24 protein-coding genes and 1 tRNA gene are annotated in these 22,505 nt (G+C 64.0%); 18 read left to right on the top strand and 7 right to left on the bottom strand.

Annotation, left to right across the window (positions count from 1 at the left end):
* The first annotated feature begins 2 nt into the window (after window positions 1-2).
* The 11 genes from gspE (at window position 3) to BSY17_RS19500 (ending at window position 9,090) form a co-directional block, all read left to right on the top strand.
* Window positions 3-1,547 carry a type II secretion system ATPase GspE gene (gene gspE / locus BSY17_RS19550; RefSeq protein ID WP_069066721.1) on the top strand — a complete coding sequence of 515 codons (1,545 nt, stop codon included), beginning with the start codon at window positions 3-5 and terminating at the stop codon, window positions 1,545-1,547.
* Window positions 1,540-2,757: a type II secretion system inner membrane protein GspF gene (gene gspF / locus BSY17_RS19545; protein WP_069066720.1), complete on the top strand. Its 1,218-nt coding sequence runs from the start codon at window positions 1,540-1,542 to the stop codon at window positions 2,755-2,757. The genes gspE and gspF overlap by 8 nt, the downstream gene beginning before the upstream one ends.
* A gap of 86 nt (window positions 2,758-2,843) precedes the next feature.
* Window positions 2,844-3,332, top strand: a complete 489-nt coding sequence (gene gspG / locus BSY17_RS19540; protein WP_069066719.1) for a type II secretion system major pseudopilin GspG — start codon at window positions 2,844-2,846, stop codon at window positions 3,330-3,332.
* 151 nt (window positions 3,333-3,483) lie between these two features.
* Window positions 3,484-3,891, top strand: a complete 408-nt coding sequence (locus BSY17_RS19535) for a GspH/FimT family pseudopilin (RefSeq protein WP_069067096.1) — start codon at window positions 3,484-3,486, stop codon at window positions 3,889-3,891.
* 133 nt (window positions 3,892-4,024) lie between these two features.
* Window positions 4,025-4,351: a type II secretion system minor pseudopilin GspI gene (gene gspI, locus BSY17_RS19530; protein ID WP_069066718.1), complete on the top strand. Its 327-nt coding sequence runs from the start codon at window positions 4,025-4,027 to the stop codon at window positions 4,349-4,351.
* Window positions 4,351-5,052, top strand: a complete 702-nt coding sequence (gspJ, locus tag BSY17_RS19525) for a type II secretion system minor pseudopilin GspJ (protein ID WP_069066717.1) — start codon at window positions 4,351-4,353, stop codon at window positions 5,050-5,052. The genes gspI and gspJ overlap by 1 nt, the downstream gene beginning before the upstream one ends.
* Window positions 5,045-6,034 (top strand): type II secretion system minor pseudopilin GspK, encoded by a 990-nt coding sequence (gene gspK / locus BSY17_RS19520; RefSeq protein ID WP_069066716.1) that lies wholly within the window; start codon window positions 5,045-5,047, stop codon window positions 6,032-6,034. The genes gspJ and gspK overlap by 8 nt, the downstream gene beginning before the upstream one ends.
* Entirely contained in the window at window positions 6,031-7,149 is a 1,119-nt protein-coding gene (gene gspL / locus BSY17_RS19515) for a type II secretion system protein GspL (RefSeq protein ID WP_069066715.1), read from the top strand. Before gspK ends, gspL begins: the two co-directional genes overlap by 4 nt.
* Entirely contained in the window at window positions 7,146-7,634 is a 489-nt protein-coding gene (gene gspM, locus BSY17_RS19510) for a type II secretion system protein GspM (RefSeq protein ID WP_069066714.1), read from the top strand. Before gspL ends, gspM begins: the two co-directional genes overlap by 4 nt.
* Complete coding sequence (locus tag BSY17_RS19505; RefSeq protein ID WP_069066713.1) at window positions 7,631-8,353, top strand: type II secretion system protein N; 723 nt, start codon at window positions 7,631-7,633, stop codon at window positions 8,351-8,353. The genes gspM and BSY17_RS19505 overlap by 4 nt, the downstream gene beginning before the upstream one ends.
* A complete protein-coding gene (locus BSY17_RS19500) occupies window positions 8,350-9,090 on the top strand; it encodes a prepilin peptidase (protein WP_069066712.1) in 741 nt (246 codons plus the stop codon). Before BSY17_RS19505 ends, BSY17_RS19500 begins: the two co-directional genes overlap by 4 nt.
* Before the next feature lie 6 nt (window positions 9,091-9,096).
* Here the strand turns inward: BSY17_RS19500 and BSY17_RS19495 are convergent.
* The 3 genes from BSY17_RS19495 to BSY17_RS19485 all read right to left on the bottom strand — a co-directional run bounded on the left by BSY17_RS19495 (window position 9,097) and on the right by BSY17_RS19485 (window position 11,021).
* Window positions 9,097-9,173 (bottom strand) — tRNA-Pro (locus tag BSY17_RS19495).
* A gap of 105 nt (window positions 9,174-9,278) precedes the next feature.
* Window positions 9,279-9,491, bottom strand: a complete 213-nt coding sequence (locus tag BSY17_RS19490) for a hypothetical protein (protein WP_037472731.1) — start codon at window positions 9,489-9,491, stop codon at window positions 9,279-9,281.
* 156 nt (window positions 9,492-9,647) lie between these two features.
* On the bottom strand, window positions 9,648-11,021 hold the full coding sequence (locus BSY17_RS19485) for a M20/M25/M40 family metallo-hydrolase (protein ID WP_069066711.1): 1,374 nt from the start codon (window positions 11,019-11,021) through the stop codon (window positions 9,648-9,650).
* Window positions 11,022-11,123: 102 nt separating this feature from the next.
* Here BSY17_RS19485 and ettA point away from each other — a divergent pair, with 102 nt between their 5' ends.
* Both ettA and BSY17_RS19475 read left to right on the top strand, forming a co-directional pair.
* Window positions 11,124-12,809 (top strand): energy-dependent translational throttle protein EttA, encoded by a 1,686-nt coding sequence (ettA, locus tag BSY17_RS19480; RefSeq protein ID WP_037472204.1) that lies wholly within the window; start codon window positions 11,124-11,126, stop codon window positions 12,807-12,809.
* A 23-nt stretch (window positions 12,810-12,832) separates the two neighbouring features.
* Window positions 12,833-13,954 carry a 5-methyltetrahydropteroyltriglutamate--homocysteine S-methyltransferase gene (locus tag BSY17_RS19475; protein WP_069066710.1) on the top strand — a complete coding sequence of 374 codons (1,122 nt, stop codon included), beginning with the start codon at window positions 12,833-12,835 and terminating at the stop codon, window positions 13,952-13,954.
* A 184-nt stretch (window positions 13,955-14,138) separates the two neighbouring features.
* Here BSY17_RS19475 and BSY17_RS19470 read toward each other — a convergent pair whose 3' ends face one another.
* Together BSY17_RS19470 and BSY17_RS19465 are read right to left on the bottom strand one after the other, a co-directional pair.
* A complete protein-coding gene (locus BSY17_RS19470) occupies window positions 14,139-14,954 on the bottom strand; it encodes an NYN domain-containing protein (RefSeq protein ID WP_069066709.1) in 816 nt (271 codons plus the stop codon).
* A gap of 10 nt (window positions 14,955-14,964) precedes the next feature.
* Entirely contained in the window at window positions 14,965-15,603 is a 639-nt protein-coding gene (locus BSY17_RS19465; protein ID WP_069067095.1) for a carbonic anhydrase, read from the bottom strand.
* Between the two features lie 65 nt (window positions 15,604-15,668).
* On the opposite strand from BSY17_RS19465, the gene lipA reads away from it, so the two are divergent.
* Together lipA and BSY17_RS19455 are read left to right on the top strand one after the other, a co-directional pair.
* The gene (gene lipA / locus BSY17_RS19460) at window positions 15,669-16,610 is read left to right on the top strand and encodes a lipoyl synthase (protein ID WP_037472212.1); all 942 of its coding nucleotides are present in this window, start codon (window positions 15,669-15,671) and stop codon (window positions 16,608-16,610) included.
* Between the two features lie 7 nt (window positions 16,611-16,617).
* Complete coding sequence (locus BSY17_RS19455; protein WP_069066708.1) at window positions 16,618-17,094, top strand: type II toxin-antitoxin system RatA family toxin; 477 nt, start codon at window positions 16,618-16,620, stop codon at window positions 17,092-17,094.
* On the opposite strand, the gene BSY17_RS19450 is transcribed toward BSY17_RS19455, so the two are convergent.
* Window positions 17,040-17,558, bottom strand: coding sequence for a CinA family protein (locus tag BSY17_RS19450; RefSeq protein WP_069066707.1), 519 nt, complete (start codon window positions 17,556-17,558; stop codon window positions 17,040-17,042). The genes BSY17_RS19455 and BSY17_RS19450 overlap by 55 nt on opposite strands.
* 4 nt (window positions 17,559-17,562) lie before the next feature.
* Window positions 17,563-18,732, bottom strand: coding sequence for a bifunctional 2-C-methyl-D-erythritol 4-phosphate cytidylyltransferase/2-C-methyl-D-erythritol 2,4-cyclodiphosphate synthase (locus BSY17_RS19445; RefSeq protein ID WP_069066706.1), 1,170 nt, complete (start codon window positions 18,730-18,732; stop codon window positions 17,563-17,565).
* Window positions 18,733-18,842: 110 nt separating this feature from the next.
* On the opposite strand from BSY17_RS19445, the gene dusB reads away from it, so the two are divergent.
* From dusB to ntrC, 3 genes are read left to right on the top strand one after another with little or no spacing between them, the layout of a single operon-like run.
* Entirely contained in the window at window positions 18,843-19,865 is a 1,023-nt protein-coding gene (gene dusB, locus BSY17_RS19440; RefSeq protein WP_069066705.1) for a tRNA dihydrouridine synthase DusB, read from the top strand.
* Window positions 19,862-20,971, top strand: coding sequence for a two-component system sensor histidine kinase NtrB (locus BSY17_RS19435; protein ID WP_069066704.1), 1,110 nt, complete (start codon window positions 19,862-19,864; stop codon window positions 20,969-20,971). Before dusB ends, BSY17_RS19435 begins: the two co-directional genes overlap by 4 nt.
* On the top strand, window positions 20,971-22,416 hold the full coding sequence (gene ntrC, locus BSY17_RS19430; RefSeq protein ID WP_069066703.1) for a nitrogen regulation protein NR(I): 1,446 nt from the start codon (window positions 20,971-20,973) through the stop codon (window positions 22,414-22,416). The genes BSY17_RS19435 and ntrC overlap by 1 nt, the downstream gene beginning before the upstream one ends.
* Window positions 22,417-22,505 lie beyond the last annotated feature (89 nt).

Here is a 22,505-nt window from a genome sequence, read left to right as displayed (position 1 = left end):
CCATGCCAGCGGACGCTGCTTCCGGCATCGGGACGTTTCCCCCCGCGCCGCCGCGGCCCATCGACATCCCCTACACCTTCGCGCGCAAGAATGGCGTCGTCATGCTGCCGATCGAGGGCGAGCGGTTGACGATCGGCGTGCGTGAGGGGAGCGATCCGCGCGTGCTGCTGGAGGTGCGGCGTCATCTGGCGCGCAGTTTCGATGTCGTTTTCACGACGCCCGCCGAGTTCGACCGGCATCTGTCCAACCATTATGCGATGGAGGGCAGCGCAGCCGCGATGGCGGGTTCGCTGGATGTCGGCGCGGATGAACTGGATATATTGGCCGCCGATATTCCGACGGCCGACGATCTGCTGGATAGCGCGGACGATGCGCCCGCAATCCGCCTGATCAACGGCATCATTGCCGAAGCCGCACGGCAGGGCGTGTCGGATATTCATATCGAACCCTATGAGACGGGGCTTATCGTTCGCATGCGCGTCGATGGCGTGTTGCGCGAGACGCTGCGCATGCCGCCGCATGTCGCGCCGGTGGTGGTCAGCCGCATCAAGGTGATGGCGCGGCTGGACATTGCCGAGCGGCGCGTGCCGCAGGACGGGCGGATCGGCCTGACGCTGGGTGGCAAGCTGCTTGACGTACGTGTATCGACCCTGCCGAGCCGGGCGGGCGAGCGGGTGGTGCTGCGTATTCTCGACAAGGAAAATGCGGGGATAACGCTCGACCTGTTGGGGATGAACGGCACGCCGGACCGGATTTTCCGCGAGGGGCTGAGCGAGCCCAATGGCATCATCCTGGTCACCGGACCGACCGGATCGGGCAAGACGACGACGCTCTATGCCGGTTTGCGGCAGCTCAATGATGGCACCCGCAATATCCTGACGGTCGAAGATCCGGTCGAATATGCGATGGAGGGCGTCGGCCAGACCCAGGTGAATGCCAAGGTCGGCTTGACCTTTGCGGCCGGATTGCGCGCAATCTTGCGGCAGGATCCCGACGTGGTGATGGTCGGCGAAATCCGCGATCGCGAGACGGCGGAGATTGCGGTGCAGGCCTCGCTGACCGGGCATCTGGTGCTGTCCACCGTCCATACCAATGACGCGGTCGGCGCGATCACGCGGATGCGCGACATGCGGGTCGAACCGTTCCTGCTGGCATCCACGCTGCGCGCGGTGATCGCGCAGCGGCTGGTGCGGCGTTTGTGCCAGAGTTGTCGCGAGCCGGTGCAGGCGGACAAGTCGGCCAGTGCGCTGCTGGGTTTCGACCCCGGCACGATCATCTACCGCGCGCGCGGCTGCGATGAATGTAACGGCACGGGTTACAAGGGCCGGATCGGCGTGTTCGAGGCGATCCGCGTCGATGATACGATCCGCCGCCTGATCAATGATGGTGGCGACGAATCGCTGATCGCGCGCCATGCCTTCCTCAATGCGCCCAACCTGGGATCGGCCGCGCGCGCTTTGGTGCGTGACGGGCAGACCACGGCGGAAGAAGCGATCCGCGTGTCGCGGCGCGACTCCGTTGAGGCGGAAACGATCGTCGATGGCTGAGTATGACTATGTCGCGATCGACCCGGTCGGCAAGGACCGCAAGGGATCGATCAAGGCCGATAGCATCGAGGAGGCGCGCGCCAAGCTGGACGCGCGCAAGCTGTTCATCGTCGCGCTGGAGCCGGGCGCGGTCGAGAGCGCGCGCAGCCGCGCGAACCTGTCGCTGCGCAGCCCGCGCCTGAGCGCCAAGGAACTGACTTTGTTCACGCGGCAACTAGCGACGCTGACGCAGGTCAGTCCGCTGGAGGAATCGCTGCGCACGATCGGGCGACAGAGCGAGCAGGATCATGTCCGCGCGGTCGTGGGCAAAGTCCATTCGGGCGTAATGGAGGGGCGTCGGCTGGCCGATGCGCTGGGCGCGGAGCCGAAAAGTTTCCCGCCGCTCTATCGCGCGATGATCTCTGCAGGCGAAAGCTCCGGCAGCCTGCCCACGATCATGGAGCGATTGTCCGACCTGATGGAACGGCAAGCGCTGATGCGGTCCAAGGTGCTGACCGCGATCGCTTATCCGTCGGTGCTGGCGACCTTTGCGGTGTTCGTGGTGGCGGCGCTGATGATCTTCGTCGTGCCCAAGGTGGTCGAGCAGTTCGACACGGTGGGGCAGGAATTGCCGCTGCTGACGCGGATGGTGATGGGCTTGTCGGCGTTCCTGGCGGCCTATTGGTGGCTGTTGCTGATCGCGATGATCCTGGGTGGCGTCGCCTTTTGGCGCGCGCTCAAGAATGAGCGGTTCCGCTATCGGTTCGACGCGACTTTGCTGGGGCTGCCGGTATTGGGCAAGCTGATCCGCGATCTGCACGCCGCGCGGATGGCGCGCACGCTGTCGACCATGGTGGCGAGCCGCCTGCCGTTGATGGAGGGGCTGACGCTGACGGCCAACACCGTGCATAATCGGGTGCTGCGCCGGGCGTCTGACGAGATTGTCGAGGCGATCCGGGGCGGGGGCAGCCTGTCCGCCGCTCTGCGCCGCGCCGGGGTGTTTCCGCCGCTGCTGGTCTATCTCGCGGCGAGCGGCGAGAGCGCCGGGCGGCTGGACACAATGTTGGAGCGCGCGGCCGACTATCTGGAGCGGGAGTTCGACTCGTTCACCTCGACCGCGCTCGCCATGCTGGAGCCGATCATCATCATATTGATGGGCGGCATCGTCGCCGTCATCATCCTGTCCATCCTGCTGCCGATTTTGCAGTTGCAAAGCCTGACCGGGGCTTAGGAGTGTTTATGCCCAATTGCTTCTTTCGTCATTCCCGCGAAGGCGGGAATCCATCTCCCACCCTATCCCCAGTCCAACCGCCGGAGATGGATCCTCGAAACGAGGCACGTGACTCGTTTCGACTTCGCGGGGATGACGGGTGTGGGGTGAGGCGTTCCGCCGAACACGGCTTCACCCTGGTCGAACTGATGGTGGTGATCGTCATCATCGGCCTGCTGGCGACGATCGTGGCGATCAACGTCATTCCCGCTACCGACACCGCGCGGGTCGAGAAGGCCAAGGCCGATATCTCGACCATCGAACAGGCGCTGGAGCAATATCGGCTCGACAATCTGACCTATCCGGCCGGGTCCGACGGGTTGCAGGCGCTGCTCAATCCGCCCGCGTCGCTGGCCCAGCCGCAGCGTTATCGTCGCGGTGGTTATATCAAGAAGCTGCCTGAAGATCCGTGGGGCCGCGCCTATGTCTACACCGTGCCGGGGCGCAAGGGCGCGTTCGACATCAGTTCGCTGGGCGCGGACGGCCAGCCGGGTGGCGAGAGTGAAAATGCGGATATTTATTCCAGCGAGATGTAACTCATCTGCCGTTCGCTTCGAGCGTGTCGAGAAGCGTTTAGCTTCGCTGAACTCGGCTCTGCCTCGTTTCTCGACTTCGCTCGAAACGAACGGATGTGGGTTCAATTTTGTGCGGCGTTCCGCCCAACAGGGTTTCACGCTTGTGGAACTGATGGTCGTGTTGACGATCATCGGCTTCATTTCGGCTGCCGTCGTCATGGCCATTCCCGATCCGCGCGGGCGCGTGATCGAGGATGCCGACCGCTTTGCCGCGCGCGTTGCCGCCGCGCGCGACGAAGCGGTCGTCACGGCTGCGCCGATGGGATTGTGGGTATCGGCGTCGGGCTATGGTTTCCAGCGCCGCGAGGAGGGGCGATGGGTGCCGTTGGAGGACAAGCCTTTCGTCACCGCCAACTGGAAGGGCGGCACGCGCGCTTTGGTGGGCAAGGATGGGCGGCAACAGATCGGCTTTGACGGCACCGGGCTGCCGACCGATCCGCTGACCGTCACGCTGGCGCGCGAAGGCGAGCGGGTGTCGGTGACGGTCGATATGGCCGGGAAGGTCATGGTCGGTGGCTAAGCTGCCATCCCCTCCACCGTCATGCCGGGTTGGACGCGGTGTCCAGGGCGACGGAGGGCAGCGCTTTACGCCCTGGACCCCGGATCAAGTCCGGGGTGACGGGAAATGTGAGCGTGGCTTTACGCTTTTGGAGATGCTCGTCGCGCTGGCCGTGTTCAGTCTGGCGGCATTGGCGCTCGTGCGGTTGCAGGGGGTGACGCTGCGGACCGCCGCCGACCTCGACAGCAAGGCTTTGGGCCAGATCGTCGCGCGTAACCTGATGGTCGAGGTGCAGAGCGATCCCTTGCCGCCTTCGGTGGGCGAAGAGGAGGGCGCGGTCGCCAATGGCGGGCGGAACTGGCGTTGGCGCCGGATCGTCAAGCCGACCGATGATCAGAGGTTGCTGCAGGTGGACTTGACCGTCGATGGCCAGCCGGGCGCGTCGCCGGTGGTGCTAAGCTTCGTGCGGGTGGTGGAGTGATGCGTGCCTCGCGCCTCCATCCGTTCGGGTCGAGCGACGGCTTCTCGACTTCGCTCGAAGCGAACGGCGAGAATGGTCCGGATGCTGGCTTCACGCTGATCGAATTGCTCGTCGCGCTGATGATCTTTGCGATGCTGGCTAGTGCGGGCGTCCTGCTGCTCGGCAATAGTGTGTCGGCGCAGGCGCAGATCAAGGCGCGGCTGGATGATATGGCCGCGGTCCAGCGGGCGGGCGGGGCGCTGGCGGGCGATCTGGGGCAGGCGGTGCCGCGCATCACCCGCACGGAAAGCGGCACGCTTGCGCCGGCCTTCTGGGCAAATGGGGAAGGCGAAGGCCAGCCGGTGATGCAGTTCGTGCGCGGCGGCTGGGACAATCTGGGCGATTTGCCGCGGCCTTCGCTGCAAAAGATCGAATATTGGGTGCGGCAGGGGCGGCTGGAGCGGCGCAGCTATGCGCAACTGGACGGCGCGGCGGGCGACGAACCGGCGGCGTTGCTGGACAATGTCGAGGCGGTCGTCCTGAAATTTCGGGATGCGCAGGGCAAATGGCGGGACGATTGGACCCCGACCCAGCCCGACCTGCTCCCCCGCGCGGTGGAGATGGTGTTGACGCGGACGGGCGAGCCGCCAGTCACCTTGCGATTCCTGGTCGCGCCCGGACCGGTCGAGAAACCAATTGTCGAAGGTGCAACCGGTGCCTGATCCGCGTAAACCTAATGAACGCGGCGCGGCGTTGCTAACGGTATTGCTGCTGGTCGCGGTTATGTCCGTTGTCGCTGCGACCGCGCTCGAACGGGTGGCGTTGGCCACGCGCATGACGGGCAATGGTGGCGCAATTGATCAGGCGCGGGCCTATGCCGATGCCGGGACGCAGATTGCGCGCATGCGGATCGGTGATCTGGTCGCGTCCAACCCGGCCAGGATCACGCTGGCGGGTGGATGGATGGGTACGCCCCAGAGCATTCCCGTCCCCGGCGGCATAGCGACCGCGCGGGTGACCGATGGCGGCAATTGCTTCAATCTGAACAGTGTTGTGACAGGCGAGAGCGAGGCCAGCCTGAAGGTCCGGCCCATCGGCGTATCGCAATTTCAGGCCTTGCTTCAGGCGCTGGGTGTCGACGCGCGGCAGGCGCAGGGTGCTGCGGCCGCGCTCGCCGACTGGATCGATAGCGACAGCGTTGCGCAGCCGGGCGGCGCGGAGGATGAAACTTACGCTCAGGCGCCGCGCGCTTATCGCGCCGCGAACCGGATGATGGTCGATGCCAGCGAGTTGCGCGCGGTCCACGGCATCACGCCTGCCATTTACGATCTGGCGCGGCCATGGGTTTGCGCTTTGCCCGTCACGGATTTGTCGCCGATCAACATCAATACGCTGCTACCGACGCAGGCACCGCTATTTGCGATGCTGTTGCCGGGGCAATTGTCAGTCGCGCAGGCGCGGCAATTGCTGGCGCAGCGGCCGACGGAAGGCTACGGCAGCACGGTGCAATTCTGGGCTATGCCTTCGCTTAGCGGCCTGTCGCCGATGACCGAGGTGACGGAGCAGGTCAAATTGACGACGGGGTTTTTCGAAGTGGACGTGTCGGTGAATGTCGGGGAAACGCAATTGGTAGAGCGCGCGCTGATCGACGCGCGGGAAAACCCGGCGACGATCGTGCGACGCAGTTGGGGCGCGGGCGCATGAGCGCACGCGATGCCTTGATCGTCTTTCTGCCCGAAGCGGAAGAGGCGGAGCCGCACTGGATGCGGGTGATCGATGGCGCGTTGGTGCAGGCGGGCGTGGGCGCTAATTGGTTGGCGGCCTGCGGCATTGCCGCCTTGCCCGATCAGGCACGGGTGATGCTGGTGCCGCCCGCCGCTCTGGTGGCTTTGCATTGGACGGTTCATCCCGACCTGCCGGTGCGGCAGGGCAGGGCGGCGGCGCGGCTGGCCGCGCTGGCGGGTGGCATCGCGCCAGCGGACCAGTTGTTCGCCGCCCCTTGCGCCAATGAAGATCCCGCTCGGCCGCATATCATCGCGCTCGCCAGCCGCGCCGACATGCAACATTGGTTGCTATGGGCGCAGCATCATGGGTTGGACCCTGATCTGATCGTCCCGGCTGCTTTGTTGCTGCCTGAGCCGGAAAGCGGCTTTGCGCGGGGTGAGATTGGCGGCGCAACCGTGCTGCGCGGTGTGGACATGGCGCTGACCGGCGACATGGCGTCATCCGCTCTGATCGGCGATGCACCGATTGCCGATGTGTCGCCCGGCCTGATCGAGGGACGCGCCATCGCCGCGCTCGACAATCCGCCGCTCGACCTGCGCCAGGGCGATTTCGCCAAGCGGGTGCGGCGGTCGATCGACCAGCGGGTGATCGGGCGGATTGCCCTGTGGAGTGGCCTGATCCTGCTCGCCAGCCTGTTGATTGCGCTCATCGGCATTGCGAAAAATTATGGCGAGGCCAGCCGCCTCGACGCGGACAGTCTGGCGCAGGCGCAGCAAGTGCTGCCGGGCGCCAGTGATCCGGCGCAGGCGCTGGCCGAGATGGAAGGGCAGCTTGCCGCGCGCGGGGCGGGTGGGCGTGCCTTTACCGCACCGGTGGCCGGATTGCTGAGCGCGATGCAGGATGCACCGGGTGTGGCGCTGACCAGCTTGTCGCGCGACCCCGACGGGATGGTGCGCGCGACGCTGGCCTCGGCGAAGGCCGACGACATCAACATCGTGCTGCTCGCGCTCCAGGCGGCGGGCTTCACGATCACGGCCACCCCATCGCAGGATCCGGGCGGGCGAACGCTGGCGGATATCACGGTGCGGTCATGATGGAACGGATGAAGAGCCTTTGGGCCGAACGCTCGGCGCGCGAACAGGTGATGCTGGGCGTGATGTTCGCGCTGCTGGCGGGCGTGATCCTGTGGTTCGGGGTGGCGATGCCGCTCGACCGCGCGCAGATCGCGGCGCGCGACGACTTGCGTGCCGCGACTGATCGCAACGCGGCGGTTCGCGCGGCGGTCAAGCAGTTGAAGGCACTGCCCCGCAATGCGCAGGCGGCAGGACCGAGCGCGCCGATCGATCAGTTGGTTGGCCAGAGCGCGGGCGAGGCGGGATTGACGCTGGAACGGGCGCAAGCGCAAGGGGCGGACCGGATGGACATCGCGATCGCCTCGGTTCGCCCGGTGGCGCTGTTCAGCTGGCTCGCCACGCTGGAAGCGCAAGGCGTGCGCGTCGATACGATGAGCGCGCGGCCTGCGCCTACGGCGGGCAGTGTGTCGGTGCAGGCCGTCCTAGCACGGGGGAATGGGCAATGATGGGCCTGACCCTGTCGCGTCGGATGCGGATCATCCTGCTCGTGACGCTGGCGCTTGGCTTGCTGATCTTCCTGCCGATGCGCGTGGCGCTGGGCCTGGCCGGGTTGGAGCGGCTTGGTGTCGCTGCACGGGAAGTGCGGGGGATGGTGTGGAGCGGGCGGATCGACCAGCTGATGCTGGGCGAGATGCCGATGGGGAGCGTGCGCGCGGGTCTTTCGCCCATTGCCCTGCTGACCGGGCGTGCGCGATTCGACATAGAGCGGCGCAACGGCCTGGCCGACGATATTGGCGGCGCTTTGACGGTCGGCTTCGGCCGGATCGGCATCGACGATGTGACGGGCGCCGTGCCGCTGGGTCGCACCTTTGCGCCGCTGCCGGTCGGCAGCCTGATGCTGGACGATGTCAGTGCCAATTTCGCCGGCGATCGCTGCGGCCATGCCGAGGGGCGAGTGCGGGCGCGGATGGCGGGGCAATTTCCCGGTCTCAACCTGACGCAGGGGCTTTCGGGCGTCGTCAGCTGCGATGGCGATGCCTTGCTGCTGCCGCTGGTCAGCCAGTCGGGGATGGAAAAGCTGACCCTGCGCATCTGGCGGTCGGGACGCTATTCTGCTGAAATGCGGGTGGAGACGGCGGATCCGACACTGGCCGGGGCGTTGGGGCTGGCGGGCTTTGCGGCTGTTGGCAACGGGCAGCTGCTCAAGGTCGACGGCACACTGTGATCGAGCCGGTCGCGGCGCTGATCGGCGGGCTGGCGGGTGCGATTCTCGGCAGTTTTCTCGCGACGCTGATCCTGCGCTGGCCGCAGGGACGCAGCGTGATGCGGGGGCGATCGGCCTGCGACGGGTGCGGGCGGACGCTTGGCGCGCGGGATTTGATACCGTTGTTCAGCGCGATGATGCAGCGCGGGCGATGCCGTAGTTGTGGGGCAGCGATCGACCCTTTGCATGGCCGGGTCGAAGCAGGCTGCGCGGTGATTGGTGCGCTGGCCTTAGGCGCCATGCCCAATCTGGGCGGTATTGGCTGGGCTGTGTTGGGCTGGTTGCTGCTGACGCTAGCAGTGCTGGACTGGCGGCATTTCTGGCTCCCCGATGCGCTTACGCTGCCGCTGGCCTTTCTGGGCTTCACCATCGGCCTGTGGGCAACCGACGTGGCGCTGGTCGATCGCGCCATTGGTGCGGCGGCGGGCTATGGCGCGCTATTGGCCATTGCGCTTGGCTATCGGGCGGTGCGGGGGCGGGACGGGCTGGGCCTGGGCGATGCCAAGCTGCTGGGCGCGCTCGGCGCATGGATGGGCTGGCAAGCCTTGCCCTTCATCCTGCTGATCGCGTCGGTGACGGGCCTATTGGTGATGCTGATGACGGGCCGGGCCAAGGCGGCCGGTGCGAGAGTCCCGCTAGGGACGTTCCTGGCGCTGGCGGCAGTGCCGGCCTGGATCATCGTGCAGCGCATCATGTGAGGTAAGTGGTCGGGGAGACAGGATTCGAACCTGCGACATCCTGCTCCCAAAGCAGGCGCGCTACCAGACTGCGCTACTCCCCGACGTCGATGCGCCTTAGCGGCCCAATGTGCGTGCCGTCAATCGACTTACAAACAAAAAGGGCGGACCTGACGGCCCGCCCTTCGGAAATCTCGCTGACGCGAAGATTACATCGCGTTCGCAGCGTTGTTTGCCATCATCGCAGCGTTGTCGGCAGCGTTGGCGGCATTCATGGCATTGTCCGAGGCGTTCATGGCGTTCTCGACGACATTCTCAACCACGGCGTTCGAAGCGTTCGCGGTTTCGTTGGCCGGGGTCTCACCGCAAGCGGCGAGAGCCATCAGGCTGGCCGAAGCGAAAACTACAGCGATCTTCTTCATTGTGTACGGCTCCCATAGCATTTTGCCGCGTCAGCCACTTTATGATGTGACCCTACGCGAGCGACCCGCATTAACGTGTGCGCTGCACAAATCAATGCTTTTCTGCGTCGGTGAAGCGACAGAATCACGCGACGGGGTGTTGTCTACAATAAAAGTTCAGTTAACGCCCATGGATTCTGATGCATTGGCGATAAGGTTCAATGTGACGGCCCAGGCGGCGACGTTTTGGCGCAGTTGCGCGGGGTCCACCTTGTCCAGCGTATCGTCGGGCGTGTGGTGCAGATCGAAATAGCGCGTGCCATCCTGCTGAAGGTCGATGACGGGCACGCCCGCCCGCACCAAAGGCGCGATGTCCGCGCCGCCGCCAGCCTCCTGCTTGCTTGCGCCGATGCCGAGCGGGGCCAGTGCCGCCGCTACGCGCGTCGCCAGCGCTTCATGCCCTTGCGGTAGCTTGAAATCGACGCGCCACACCCGGTCGGCACCAAAGTCCGACTCGATCGCCAGCGCATGTTTTTCCGCGCCATGGGCCTTGAAATAAGCGCGCGCGCCGTCGCCGCCGACTTCCTCTGCGCCCGCCATCAGCACGCGGATGGTGCGGCGGGGCTGGCCTGCTTTCGCGACATGCAGGGCGGATGCCGCCGCAATGGCGCAGCCGCTGGCATCATCGATAGCGCCTGTGCCCTGGTCCCAGCTGTCGAGGTGACAGGCCGCGACGACGACGCCTGACGCTGGATCGCTGCCGGGAATTTCCGCGATGACATTGCCCGATGGCTGATCCTTGAGCATCTTCGATGTCAGGGTGAGGTGCAGCTTAACCGGTTGTCCGCGCGCAATGACGCGCGCAAGCTGTTCGGCATCGGGTACGGAGAGCGCTGCGGCCGGGATGGGCGTGACGCCATCGGCCCACATCTGGACGCCGGTATGGGGCATGCGGTGATGGTCAGTGCCGATCGAGCGGATGAGGATGCCGATCGCGCCCTTCTTCGCCGCGATGCTCGGCCCCTGCCGACGCGCTGCGCCGAAATAGCCGTAGGAGGAGCCGTCCTGCGTTGCTTCCATACCATGGCTGACGAAGGCGATCTTGCCCTTCAGGCTCGCATCGGGGGCTGCTTCCAGATCGGCGAGGGTCGGGAAATAGACGACTTCGCCGGTAATCCCCTTGTCCGTGGTCGATCCGCTATTGCCCAGCGCCGCCAGCACCAGATTTTGCGGGAAGGGCGAGAGGATCTTCGCTTCGTCATGGCCGCGCACCCACACTGGCATGGTATAGGGTTCGGCCCGCACATTGCTGAACCCCAGCGCCTTGAGCTTGGCCACCGCCCAGTCACGCGCGCGCGCCTCCTGCGGCGTGCCAGCCGGGCGTGGCCCGACTTCGGTGGTCAGCCCTTCGGTAAAGTCCCAGGCGACGTCGTCCTTGAGCGCCGCCTCGCGAATCGCGGCGCTGTCTGCTGGGGCAGCGAAGGAGAGGGTGGGGGTGAAAGCGCTGCCAAGGAGGAGGGCGGCCAGCGTGCCCGATCGGATTTTCTGCATGGATGGGAGCGTAGCGAGCGATCACCCATTTGCCAATGCGTCCCGCCTCCGCTAACTCCGCGCCAAATCCTTTCTCTGTCTTTATTCGGAGCTGCAGAACCCATGTCCGCCTCCTCGCAATATGCCTATGTCATGAAGAGCATGACAAAGACCTTCCCCGGCGCGCCCAAGCCGGTGTTGAGCAACATCAACCTGCAATTTTATCGCGGGTCCAAGATCGGCATCGTCGGGCCGAACGGCGCGGGTAAATCGACCCTGATCAAGATCATGGCCGGGATCGACACGGATTTTTCGGGCGAAGCGTGGCCGGGCGAGAATATCACGGTCGGCTATCTGGCGCAGGAGCCGCAGCTCGACCCCAACAAGAATGTCCTGGAAAACGTCAAGGACGGTGCCCGCGAGATTGCGGACAAGATGGATCGCTTCAACGAGATCAGCAACATCATGGCCGATCCGCCAGAAGACGTCGATTTCGACGCGCTGATGGAGGAAATGGGCACGTTGCAGGAGCAGATCGACGCGGTCGATGGCTGGACGCTCGACAATCAGCTTGAGATCGCGATGGAAGCGCTGCGCTGTCCGCCGTCCGACCTGTCGGTCGAAAATCTGTCGGGCGGTGAAAAGCGCCGGATCGCGCTGACCCGGCTGCTGATCCAGAAGCCCGACATTCTCCTGCTGGACGAACCGACCAACCATCTCGACGCCGAAAGCGTCACCTGGCTCGAAAATCACCTGAAGGAATATGCGGGCGCGGTGCTGATGATCACCCATGACCGCTACTTCCTCGACAATGTCGTGGGCTGGATCCTCGAACTCGATCGCGGCAAATATTTCCCCTACGAAGGCAACTACTCCACCTATCTGGAGAAGAAGGCCAAGCGTCTGGAGCAGGAGGACCGCGAGGCCACCGGCCGCCAGAAGGCGATCAACGACGAGCTGGAGTGGATCCGGGCAGGGACCAAGGGGCGTCAGACCAAGTCCAAGGCGCGTATCAAGAAGTTCGAGGAACTTGTCGCAGGCCAGAACAACCGCTCGCCCGGCAAGGCGCAGATCGTCATCCAGGTGCCAGAGCGTCTGGGCGGCAAGGTCATCGAGTTCAAGGGTATCAGCAAGGCCTATGGCGACAAGCTGTTGTTCGAAGACCTGTCCTTCCTGCTGCCGCCGGGCGGCATCGTCGGCGTGATCGGGCCGAACGGCGCGGGTAAATCCACGCTGTTCAAGATCATCACCGGTCAGGAGACGCCCGATAGCGGCGAAGTCGATATCGGTACGACCGTGCGGCTGGGCTATGTCGACCAGAGCCGCGATCATCTCGACCCAAGCAAGAATGTCTGGGAGGAAATCTCCGACGGTCTCGATTATGTGAAGGTCAATGGCCATGACATGTCGACGCGGGCGTATGTCGGTGCCTTCAACTTCAAGGGGCAGGACCAGCAGAAGAATGTCGGCAAGCTGTCGGGTGGTGAGCGCAACCGCGTCCACATCGCCAAGATGTTGAAAAAGGGCGGCAACGTGCTGCTGCTCGACGAACCGACCAACGATCTCGACGTCGAAACGCTGGGTGCGCTGGAAGAGGCGATCGAAAATTTCGCGGGCTGCGCCGTGGTCATCAGCCATGACCGCTTCTTTCTCGATCGCTTGGCCACCCACATCCTTGCGTTCGAAGGCGACAGCCATGTCGAATGGTTCGAAGGCAATTTCGAAGCCTATGAAGAGGATAAGCGCCGCCGCCTGGGCGATGCGGCCGATCGGCCCACGCGCCTCGCCTATAAGAAGCTGACCCGATAATCGCGCATCACGGATTTTTGACGATGACCAACTCTACCCCTCCGTTCCGGGCCGATCATGTCGGCTCGCTGCTGCGGCCTGCTGCCGTTACCGCTGCCCGAAAGGCCTTTTTCGAAGAAGGGAGCATCTCCCGCGCGGAATTGACCGCGATCGAAGATGCCGGGATCGTCGAAGCGGTAAAGATGCAGGAATCCGTGGGCCTCAAGGTCGTGACCGATGGCGAAATTCGCCGGTCCTTCTGGCATTATGATTTCATGGGCGGGCTGACCGGCTTCGACCTGGAACAGCGCGACCCGGAGGAAGGCGCGCAATTCCATGGCGTCAAATTGCGGCCGACCTTCCCGGTCATCACGGGCAAGCTGGACTTCCCAGCTGACCATCCGATGCTCGACCATTTCCGGTTCCTGGCGAAAACGACCAGCGTAACGCCGAAGATTTCGATCCCTGGCCCTAGCTGCTGCCATTTTCGGACCGCGAAGGAGGATATTCGCGTCCCCGAATATGCCGATCTCAGTGCGCTATTTGCGGACCTGTCCGCAACCTATGCCAAGGCGGTTCAGGCCTTTTATGATGCGGGTTGCCGCTATCTGCAGATGGACGATATCTTCTTCGCCTATCTCTGCGACCCCAAGCATCGGGCGCAGAAGGTCGCCGAAGGCATTGATCCCGACTGGCTGATCACGGCCTATGCCCGCATGATGCAGGACGCGATCAAGGATCGCCCGGCCGACATGCTGATCGGGATGCATATGTGCCGCGGCAATTTCCGTTCCACCTGGGCGGCCGAAGGGGCCTATGATCTGGCGGCGGATGCCATCTTCAATCAGACCGGCGTCGATCTGTTCTTCATGGAATATGATAGCGAGCGGGCCGGTGGTCTGGAGCCGCTGCGCTTTCTGGCCAAGGGCAAGCAGCGGGTTTACCCCGGCTTCATCACGACGAAGGTGCCCGATCTGGAGCCGATCGACGGTTTGAAGCGCCAGATAGAGGAAGCGGCGAAATATGCCGACATCGACCAGCTCGGCATTGCGCCCCAATGCGGCTTTGCTTCCACCGAAGAGGGCAATGCGATCACGCCGGATGAGCAGCGGGCGAAGCTCGAACTCGTGGTGCAGACGGCGCAAGCCATCTGGGGCGAAGCGTAATTCTATTGCGGTTGCAACATTTGCAACCGCAAGCCATCGCTTTGCACTTGTTATGATACCGCTATCAATGCAGGAAGACGGTGCCTTTCAGGCATCCTCTCCTAAAACTTTACGGGCCGGTCTTTGCGAAGACCGGCCCTTTTTTTGTGATCGTCGGTAGCGTCGCGGCTTTCCGTCGCGCGGATCAATTGACCCGCTTGATCCAGACCTGTCCGCCTTCGCGCGTTTCCGAGATGAAATTGGGAATGTCCTGCACCAGGTCGGACAAGCGCTTATAGCCATAATTGCGCACGTCGAAGCTGGAGCGGTTCCCGGCCAATTGGCCTACCGATCCCAATCGCACGAATCCGCGTTCGTCGCGGGTGACCGATCCATAGGCGTCGATCAGCAATTTGATGACTTCCTCGTCCACGGCTTTCTTCGCCACCGGGGCGGGTGGCGCGGCTTTGGCCGGACTGGCTTTCGCAGGCGTGCTTTTTTCTGTCGCTGGCGGCGACTTGGCGGCGGTTGCTGTCGCTTTCTTCGCGACCGGCTTGGTCAACGGCACTTCGGCTGCGGCCAGCGCTGCGACGTCGATGAAGCGGGTGCAGGCACGGCGGAAGCCTTCGGGCGTCTGAACCGAGCCAAAGCCATAGACCGGGATGCCCTGCTGCCGGATGCGGGTGACGAGCGGGGTGAAGTCGCTGTCGCTCGACATGAGGCCAAAGCCATCGACCCGGCCCGATGCCATCAGGTCCATGGCGTCGATCGTCATCTTCATGTCGGTGGCGTTCTTGCCCTTGGTCAGATCGAACTGCTGCTGCGGCTCGATCGCCTGCGCGACCGAGAGCGCCGCCCAGGTCTTGAGCGTGGTCTTGCTCCAATTGCCATAGGCGCGGCGGATATTGACCGTGCCGAGTTCGGCCAGGACGGTCATCACCGGATCGAAATGCGCAGCGGACGCATTGTCGGCATCTATCAGCAGCGCGATATTGCCGCTGCCATCGCGTGTCGACGCCATATCAGTCCTTTCAGGCGGGCGAGAAAATGCCGCTTTGCTCGTCCATGACGTGCAACTGGCCGTCGGCAATGGCGAAGAAGGCACCGACGAGTTTCAATTCGCCCTTGCGCTCCTTGGAACGGACGCAGGGGAAGGTGCGCAGGTTGGCGAGGCTGACCTTGACCGCTTCCTGCTCCATCGCCCGTTCGACGTCGCGGCTGCGGTCGTCGCCATGGGCGGCGATCACGGTTTCGCGGGCACCGTCGAGCAATTCGATCCAGGCATGGATGAAGCCGCCTTCGCCCGGTTCCGCGTCTTTCAGATCATGGCTGAGCGCGGCCTTGCAGCCGCCGCATTTGCCATGGCCCATGACGACGATCTCGCCCACTTTGAGCACCTGCACCGCAAATTCCAGCGCCGCCGACACGCCATGATGGCCAGGCGTCGTTTCGAACGGGGGCACGAGGGCAGCGACGTTGCGGACGACGAAGATTTCGCCGGGGCTGCTGTCGAAAATCTGGGTCGGGTCAACCCGGCTGTCGGAACAGGCGATCACCATGACGCGGGGGCTTTGCCCTTCGTTCAATTCATCCCATCGGCCGCGCTGTTGCGCCCATCCGGTTTCACGGAAGCGGCGATAGCCTGCGAGCATGTCGGTAAAGTCGGTCATGCGACGGGGTGTGCCCGACAATATCAGCACTGGCAAGACCGGCCCTGCATCGCTATCTGGGGCCAATGAACGACATTGCCCCCATCCCCGTGCCCGGTCAGCCGGAGCGCATGCGCAAGCCCGACTGGATCCGCGTCAAGGCACCGACCAGCCCCGCCTATCATGAGACGCGCAAGCTGATGCGGGACAAGGGGCTGGCGACGGTATGCGAAGAAGCGGCCTGCCCCAATATCGGCGAATGCTGGTCGAAGAAACATGCGACCGTGATGATCCTGGGCGATGTCTGTACCCGCGCCTGCGCCTTCTGCAACGTCAAGACGGGCATGCCGCGCAAGGTCGATGTCAATGAGCCGCAGAATCTGGCCGATGCGTCGGCGGAGATGGGACTGGAGCATATCGTCATCACCTCGGTCGATCGCGACGACCTGCCCGATGGCGGCGCGTCGCAATTCGTCAAGGTGATCGAGGCGCTGCGCCGGACGACGCCTAACACGACGATCGAGATACTGACCCCGGACTTCCGCAACAAGCATGAGCGGGCGGTCGAGATGATCGTCGCGGCGCGGCCGGACGTTTATAATCATAATCTGGAGACGGTTCCGCGCCTCTACCCGACCATCCGGCCCGGTGCGCGCTATTATGCGTCTCTGCGATTGCTAGAGTCGGTCAAGCGGCTCGATCCGTCGATCTTCACCAAGTCGGGCATCATGCTGGGCCTGGGCGAAGAGCGGCTGGAGGTGCATCAGGTGATGGACGATATGCGGTCGGCCGATATCGATTTCCTGACGATGGGCCAATATCTGCAGCCCACGCCCAAACATACCAAGGTGATGGAGTTCGTCACCCCGGCGGCGTTCAACAGCTATGCCGCGATCGCGCGGGCCAAGGGCTTCCTGCAGGTTGCATCCAGTCCGCTGACCCGGTCGAGCTATCATGCCGGCGAGGATTTCGCGCAGATGCGCGCGGCGCGTGAAGCGAAACTGGCCAAAGCGGCTGTGAAGGCCTGAATTCTCGATGCCCAAGCATAGCGAAACCCGCCATCTGCCCTATACGCCGACCCAGATGTTCGACCTGGTGTCCAATGTCGCGGCCTATCCTGAATTTCTGCCCTGGGTCAGTGCGATCCGTGTCCGATCGGACAGCGAAGCGGACATGGTTGCCGACATGATCGTGGGCTTCAAGGGGATCAAGGAAAGCTTCACCTCGCGCGTTCACAAGCATCGGCCCGATCATGTCCGAGTCGATTATATGGACGGGCCGCTCAAGCATCTGCACAATGAATGGCGCTTTCGCGATGACGGGCAGGGTGGCGTGCTGGTGGATTTCGAGGTCGAGTTCGAGTTCAAGAACCGCCTGTTCGAAATGCTCGCGGGCCAGGTGTTCGACCGGGCGTTACGCAAGATGATCGGCGCGTTCGAAACCCGCGCCGCCGCGCTTTATGGCGCGGAGGGTTCGGGCAGCAACAGTTCGAGCGCGCATAGCGCCGCTTGAAGCCGGACGCCGCCGCGGCCGGTATCGCCGAAATGCCGCATGTCAGCGACGACCTTGTCCGCCGACGCGCCGCGTTCGGCGCGGGCGAAGACGACCGTACCGACCGGTTTCTGTTCGGTGCCGCCGCCTGGCCCTGCGATCCCGGTGATGGCGACGGCGACATGGGCGTGGCTTTGCTTGAGCGCGCCTTGGGCCATGGCCCAGGCGGTGGCGATCGAGACGGCGCCGAAGGTTTCCAGCACATCCTGAGACACTTTGAGAAGTTCGACCTTCATGTCATTGGAATAGGTGATGAAACCTGCCTCGAACACGTCGGATGATCCGGCGATCTCTGTGAGCGCAGCCGATACCAGCCCGCCGGTGCAGCTTTCCGCCACGGCGACGGTGCGGCCTGCGCGCCGGTTGGCGATGATGACGCGCTCGGCGAGATCGACGAGTTCGGCGGGAAGGATGTTGTCGGGCATGGCGTCAGGATAGCGCGGGAAGGGAGAGGGTGGCAACCGCCTGCGCCGCAATACCTTCGCGCCGCCCGGCAAAGCCCAGCCGCTCGGTGGTGGTCGCCTTGACGCTGATGCGATCGATGGGCACCGCGAGAATGGTGGCGATGCGGGTTCGCATGGCGTCGCGATGCGGGCCGATCTTGGGCGCTTCGCAGATGATGGTGAGATCGATATGATCGATCCGCCCGCCGCGCGCCGTCACTCGATCGCCCGCATAGGCGAGGAAACGATCCGATGACGCGCCGCGCCATTGCGCGTCGGAAGGCGGGAAATGGCTGCCGATATCGCCTTCCGCCAGCGCGCCGAGCAGGGCATCGACGATGGCGTGGAGGGCGACGTCGGCGTCGCTATGCCCGGCGAGGCCACGATCATGCGGGACCAGCACGCCGCCCAGCCATAATAATTCGTCCGCCGCCAGGCGATGGACGTCATAGCCCATGCCGACGCGCACGGTCATGGTGGTCGCGAGCCGGGCTTCGGCGCGGGCAAAATCCTGGGGATAGGTCAATTTTTCCAGTCCTTCATCGCCATCCACCAGGATAACGTCATGGTCGGCGGCGCGGAGAATCTGTGCGTCGTCGGTGGCTTCGCGGGCGATGTCCCAACTCCGGTGCGCCGCGAGAATCGTGTCGAAGCGGAACGCCTGGGGTGTCTGCACCCGGAACAGTCCGTCGCGGGGCACGCCGTCGGCCATGCGTCCGTCCATTCCGCGCACCAGCGTATCGGCAACCGGCAATATGGGGATCGCGCCGTCTGCCTCGCCTAGCGCGCCGAGCAGTCGGTCGATCACGGCACCAGGCAGGAAAGGCCGCGCGGCGTCATGGATCAATACACGCGCTGCGCCGTCCGTCGCTGCGATCGACTCTAGCCCGGCGCGCACGGAGCCGCGGCGGCTATCGGCGCCTTCGATGAAGGATGCCGCGCGATCGCCGAGCAGTTTGCGGGCCGAGTCTTCCTGCCCTGCGCCCAGCACGATATGGATCGCATCGATCGCGCCATGCGCTGCGAGCGCGTCATAGGCATGGGCCAGCACGGCCTTGCCCGCCACCAGGCGAAATTGCTTGGGCGCGTCGCCACCGGCCCGGTTGCCCTGGCCCGCCGCGACGATCAGGGCGACAGTCTTGCTATTGTCTATCATGGGGCCAGCGCATAGCCGAGTGCCGGGAGGGCCGCCAGACCCCATCCCTTGCCGACCCTTCCCATTTCGGCTATGGCCTGCCTGTTTTTTAGGCATTAGCATTAGAGTTTATGTCCAGGCTTTCCCCCATTTCCATCGGCCCGGTGACCATCGCCACGCCGGTCGTTCTTGCGCCGATGACCGGTGTGACCGACATGCCGTTCCGCACGCTGGTCCGTCGCTATGGCTGCGGCCTCAATGTGACCGAGATGATCGCGACCGCCGCGATGATCCGTGAGACGCGCCAGTCGCTGCAGAAGGCGGCCTGGCATCCGCTGGAAGAGCCGGTGTCGATGCAATTGGCGGGCTGCTCGCCGACCGAAATGGCCGAAGCCGCCAAGTTGAATGCTGACCGCGGCGCGGCGATTATCGACATCAATATGGGCTGCCCGGTCAAGAAGGTCGTCAATGGCGATGCGGGCAGCGCGCTGATGCGTGACCTGCCGCTGGCCGCTGCGCTGATCAAGGCGACGGTCGAGGCGGTGGATGTGCCGGTGACCGTGAAGATGCGGATGGGATGGGATCATAGCAGCCTCAACGCGCCCGAACTGGCGCATATCGCCGAAGATCTGGGCGCGAAGCTGATCACCGTCCATGGGCGGACCCGGTGCCAGATGTACAAGGGCAGCGCCGATTGGGGCTTCATTCGCTCCGTTAAGGAGGCGGTGAAGCTACCCGTGATCGCCAATGGTGACATTTGTTCGATCGAGGATGCCGACATGGCGCTGGAACAGAGCGGCGCGGATGGCGTGATGATCGGCCGCGGTGCCTATGGTCGCCCCTGGCTGATCGGACAGGTCATGGCCTGGCTGGAGCGGGGCGAGCGTATTCCCGATCCGACGCTGGAGGAACAATATCACGCGATCATAGGCCATTATAAGGCAATGCTCGACCATTATGACAACCATACCGGCGTTAATATGGCGCGCAAGCATATCGGCTGGTACACCAAGGGGCTGACCGGATCGGCCGAGTTCCGCCATGCCGTGAACCAGGAACCCGACGCCGCCAAGGTGCTCGACATGCTCGCTGGTTTCTATGAGCCGTTGATCGCCAGCGGTGCGGATGCCACCGCCATGCGTCAGGCGGCATGACCGTTGCCATGACGGTCGTCCCGCCGCTTCGCATGCAGCAGGACGGACCATCGCTCAGCGACCAGATGACGGCCTTGCCGGTCGCGACCCTGTTGGTGCGGCCGGACAACAGCATTGCCGAAGCCAATGTCAGTGCCGAGACGTTGCTCAACATGGCGCGGTCGGCGATCATCGGCAGCGATGTCGCGCGGACCATCCGCATTGCAGAAGCCGGGGCGCGCTTCGATATCTGGCACAGTAACAAGCCGATCGCCGCCTATGACATCAAGGTTCATGCCGGGCGCACCGCCGAGATGGAGGTTGATCTGATGATCTCCCCGATCATCGATCATGAAGGCTGGCGGGTGGTGTCGCTCCACGCGCAGAGTCAGGCGCGTAAGATCGGCCATCGCGGCACATCGGGCGGGGCGCGGTCGGCCATGGGCGCGGCGGCGATCCTGGCGCATGAGATCAAGAACCCGCTATCGGGTATCAGGGGTGCAGCGCAACTGCTTGAATCGGGGCAGGATGGCCGTGACAGTGCCTTGACCCAGCTCATCTGCAACGAGGTCGACCGCATCGCTGCGCTGATCGACAGGATGCAGGATTTCACGACCGACCGGACGCTGGAATGCCGCCCCGGCAATATCTACCCGCTGATCGACCGGGCGGCCGGGATTGCGTCGGCGGGATTTGCCAGAAACGTAAAGATCATAAAACATTATGATCCATCCTTGCCATTCGCCAACATCAATGAAGATGCGCTGGTGCAGGTGATGATCAATCTGCTCAAAAATTCGGCCGAAGCGCTGGAGCAGGTCGAAAATCCCTCCATCCGCGTGGAGACGGCCTTTCGCCATGGCGTGTCCGTGGTGATGGGTGGAGGCAAGGGGAGTGCGGTCCTGCCGATCGAGATCGTCGTGGTGGACAATGGACCGGGCGTTCCCGAACATATATTGGACCATCTGTTCAACCCCTTCATCACTGGCAAACGGGACGGGCAGGGGCTGGGGCTGGCGTTGGTCGATAAGCTGGTCCGCGACATGAGCGGCTTCGTCCAATATTCGCGCGATGCGCAGGCGGGCGAATCGACCTTCCGCATCCTCCTGCCGATGGGCATGGGCTAATGGCGGCGACGGGGTCCGTTCTGGTCGTCGATGACGATCCGGCCATCTGCGTGGTGGTGGGCGAGGCGCTGCGGCGGCAGGGGCATAAGGTGAAGACCGCCGCATCGATCCGCGAGCGGGCGGCGCTGATGGAGAGTTTCCGGCCCGACATCCTGATCACGGACGTCATGCTGCCCGATGGCGATGGGTTGGAGGGCGTGGCGGACATCATCGCCAGTCGCCCGGACCTGAACGTCATCATCCTGTCGGCGCAGAACACGCTCAACACCGCGATCCGCGCGACCGAAAAGGGCGCGTTCGAATATCTGCCCAAGCCGTTCGATCTCAACGAACTGACTCGTGCCGTCGCAGATGCGCTAGGCACGCGGGAGAGCGCGACGGAGGAGGAGGGCGATGGCGGGCTGCCGCATGACGGCCTGCCGCTGGTCGGTCGATCGCCCGCGATGCAGGAAGTCTATCGGACCATCGCGCGGGTGCTTTCCAACGACCTGTCGATCCTGGTGCTGGGCGAGTCGGGCACGGGCAAGGAACTGGTGGCCGAAGCGATCCACAGCCTGGGCCAACGACGCACGCGCCCTTTCATCGCCATCAACATGGCGGCGATTCCGCGCGAACTGATCGAGGCGGAATTGTTCGGCTATGAGAAGGGCGCTTTTACCGGCGCCCATGCCCGCACCGCTGGCAAGTTCGAGCAAGCGCAGGGCGGCACATTGTTCCTCGACGAGATTGGCGACATGCCAATGGAGGCGCAGACGCGGTTGCTGCGCGTCCTGCAATCGGGCGAGGTGACGACGGTGGGCGGGTCCAAGCCGGTGCGGGTCAATGTCCGCATCATTGCCGCGACCAACAAGGATCTGCCGCCGCTGATCGAGGAAAACCGCTTTCGGCAGGATCTCTATTACCGGCTGAACGTCGTGCCAATCGCCTTGCCGGCGTTGCGGGAGCGGCGCGATGACGTGATCCTGCTGGCGCGCCATTTTCTGGAGCGGGCGGCGCAGGAAGGCCTGCCGCGCAAGACGCTGGCGGACGATGCGGCGCAATTGCTGATGGCCTATCATTGGCCGGGCAATGTGCGCGAATTGCAGAATATGATGCAGCGGCTGTCGGTGCTGAGCCGGGAAAATGTCATCACTGCGGACATATTGCGCAACATGCTGCCGATGGATGCGGTGCCCGCTGATTATGCCGCGCCTGCCGATCATCTCGCCCACGCCGTGCGCGATTGGGCGAAGCGGCAGCTGGGTATCGGGCTGGGGCAGGCCAATCGCAGCCTACATGATGATCTGCTGGCGGTGATCGAGCCGATCCTGTTGCAGGAGGTGCTGTCGAGCGTCGATGGCAATCAGATTCGCGCCGCCGGATTGCTGGGCATCAATCGCAATACGCTGCGTAAGAAACTGACAGATTATGGGCTGGACCCGCTCCAGCTCCGCCTTGCCGACTAATCTGCATCAGCGGGATTTTCGGGACGAACCGACGGGCGATATCGACCAGCGACAGGTTTTGGCCCAAATACTGTGTTTGATCGGGCACG

This window comes from Sphingobium sp. RAC03, assembly GCF_001713415.1.
GTDB lineage: Bacteria > Pseudomonadota > Alphaproteobacteria > Sphingomonadales > Sphingomonadaceae > Sphingobium.
Note: the sequence above shows the minus strand (reverse complement) of the source record. Positions and strands in the feature narration are given on the sequence as shown.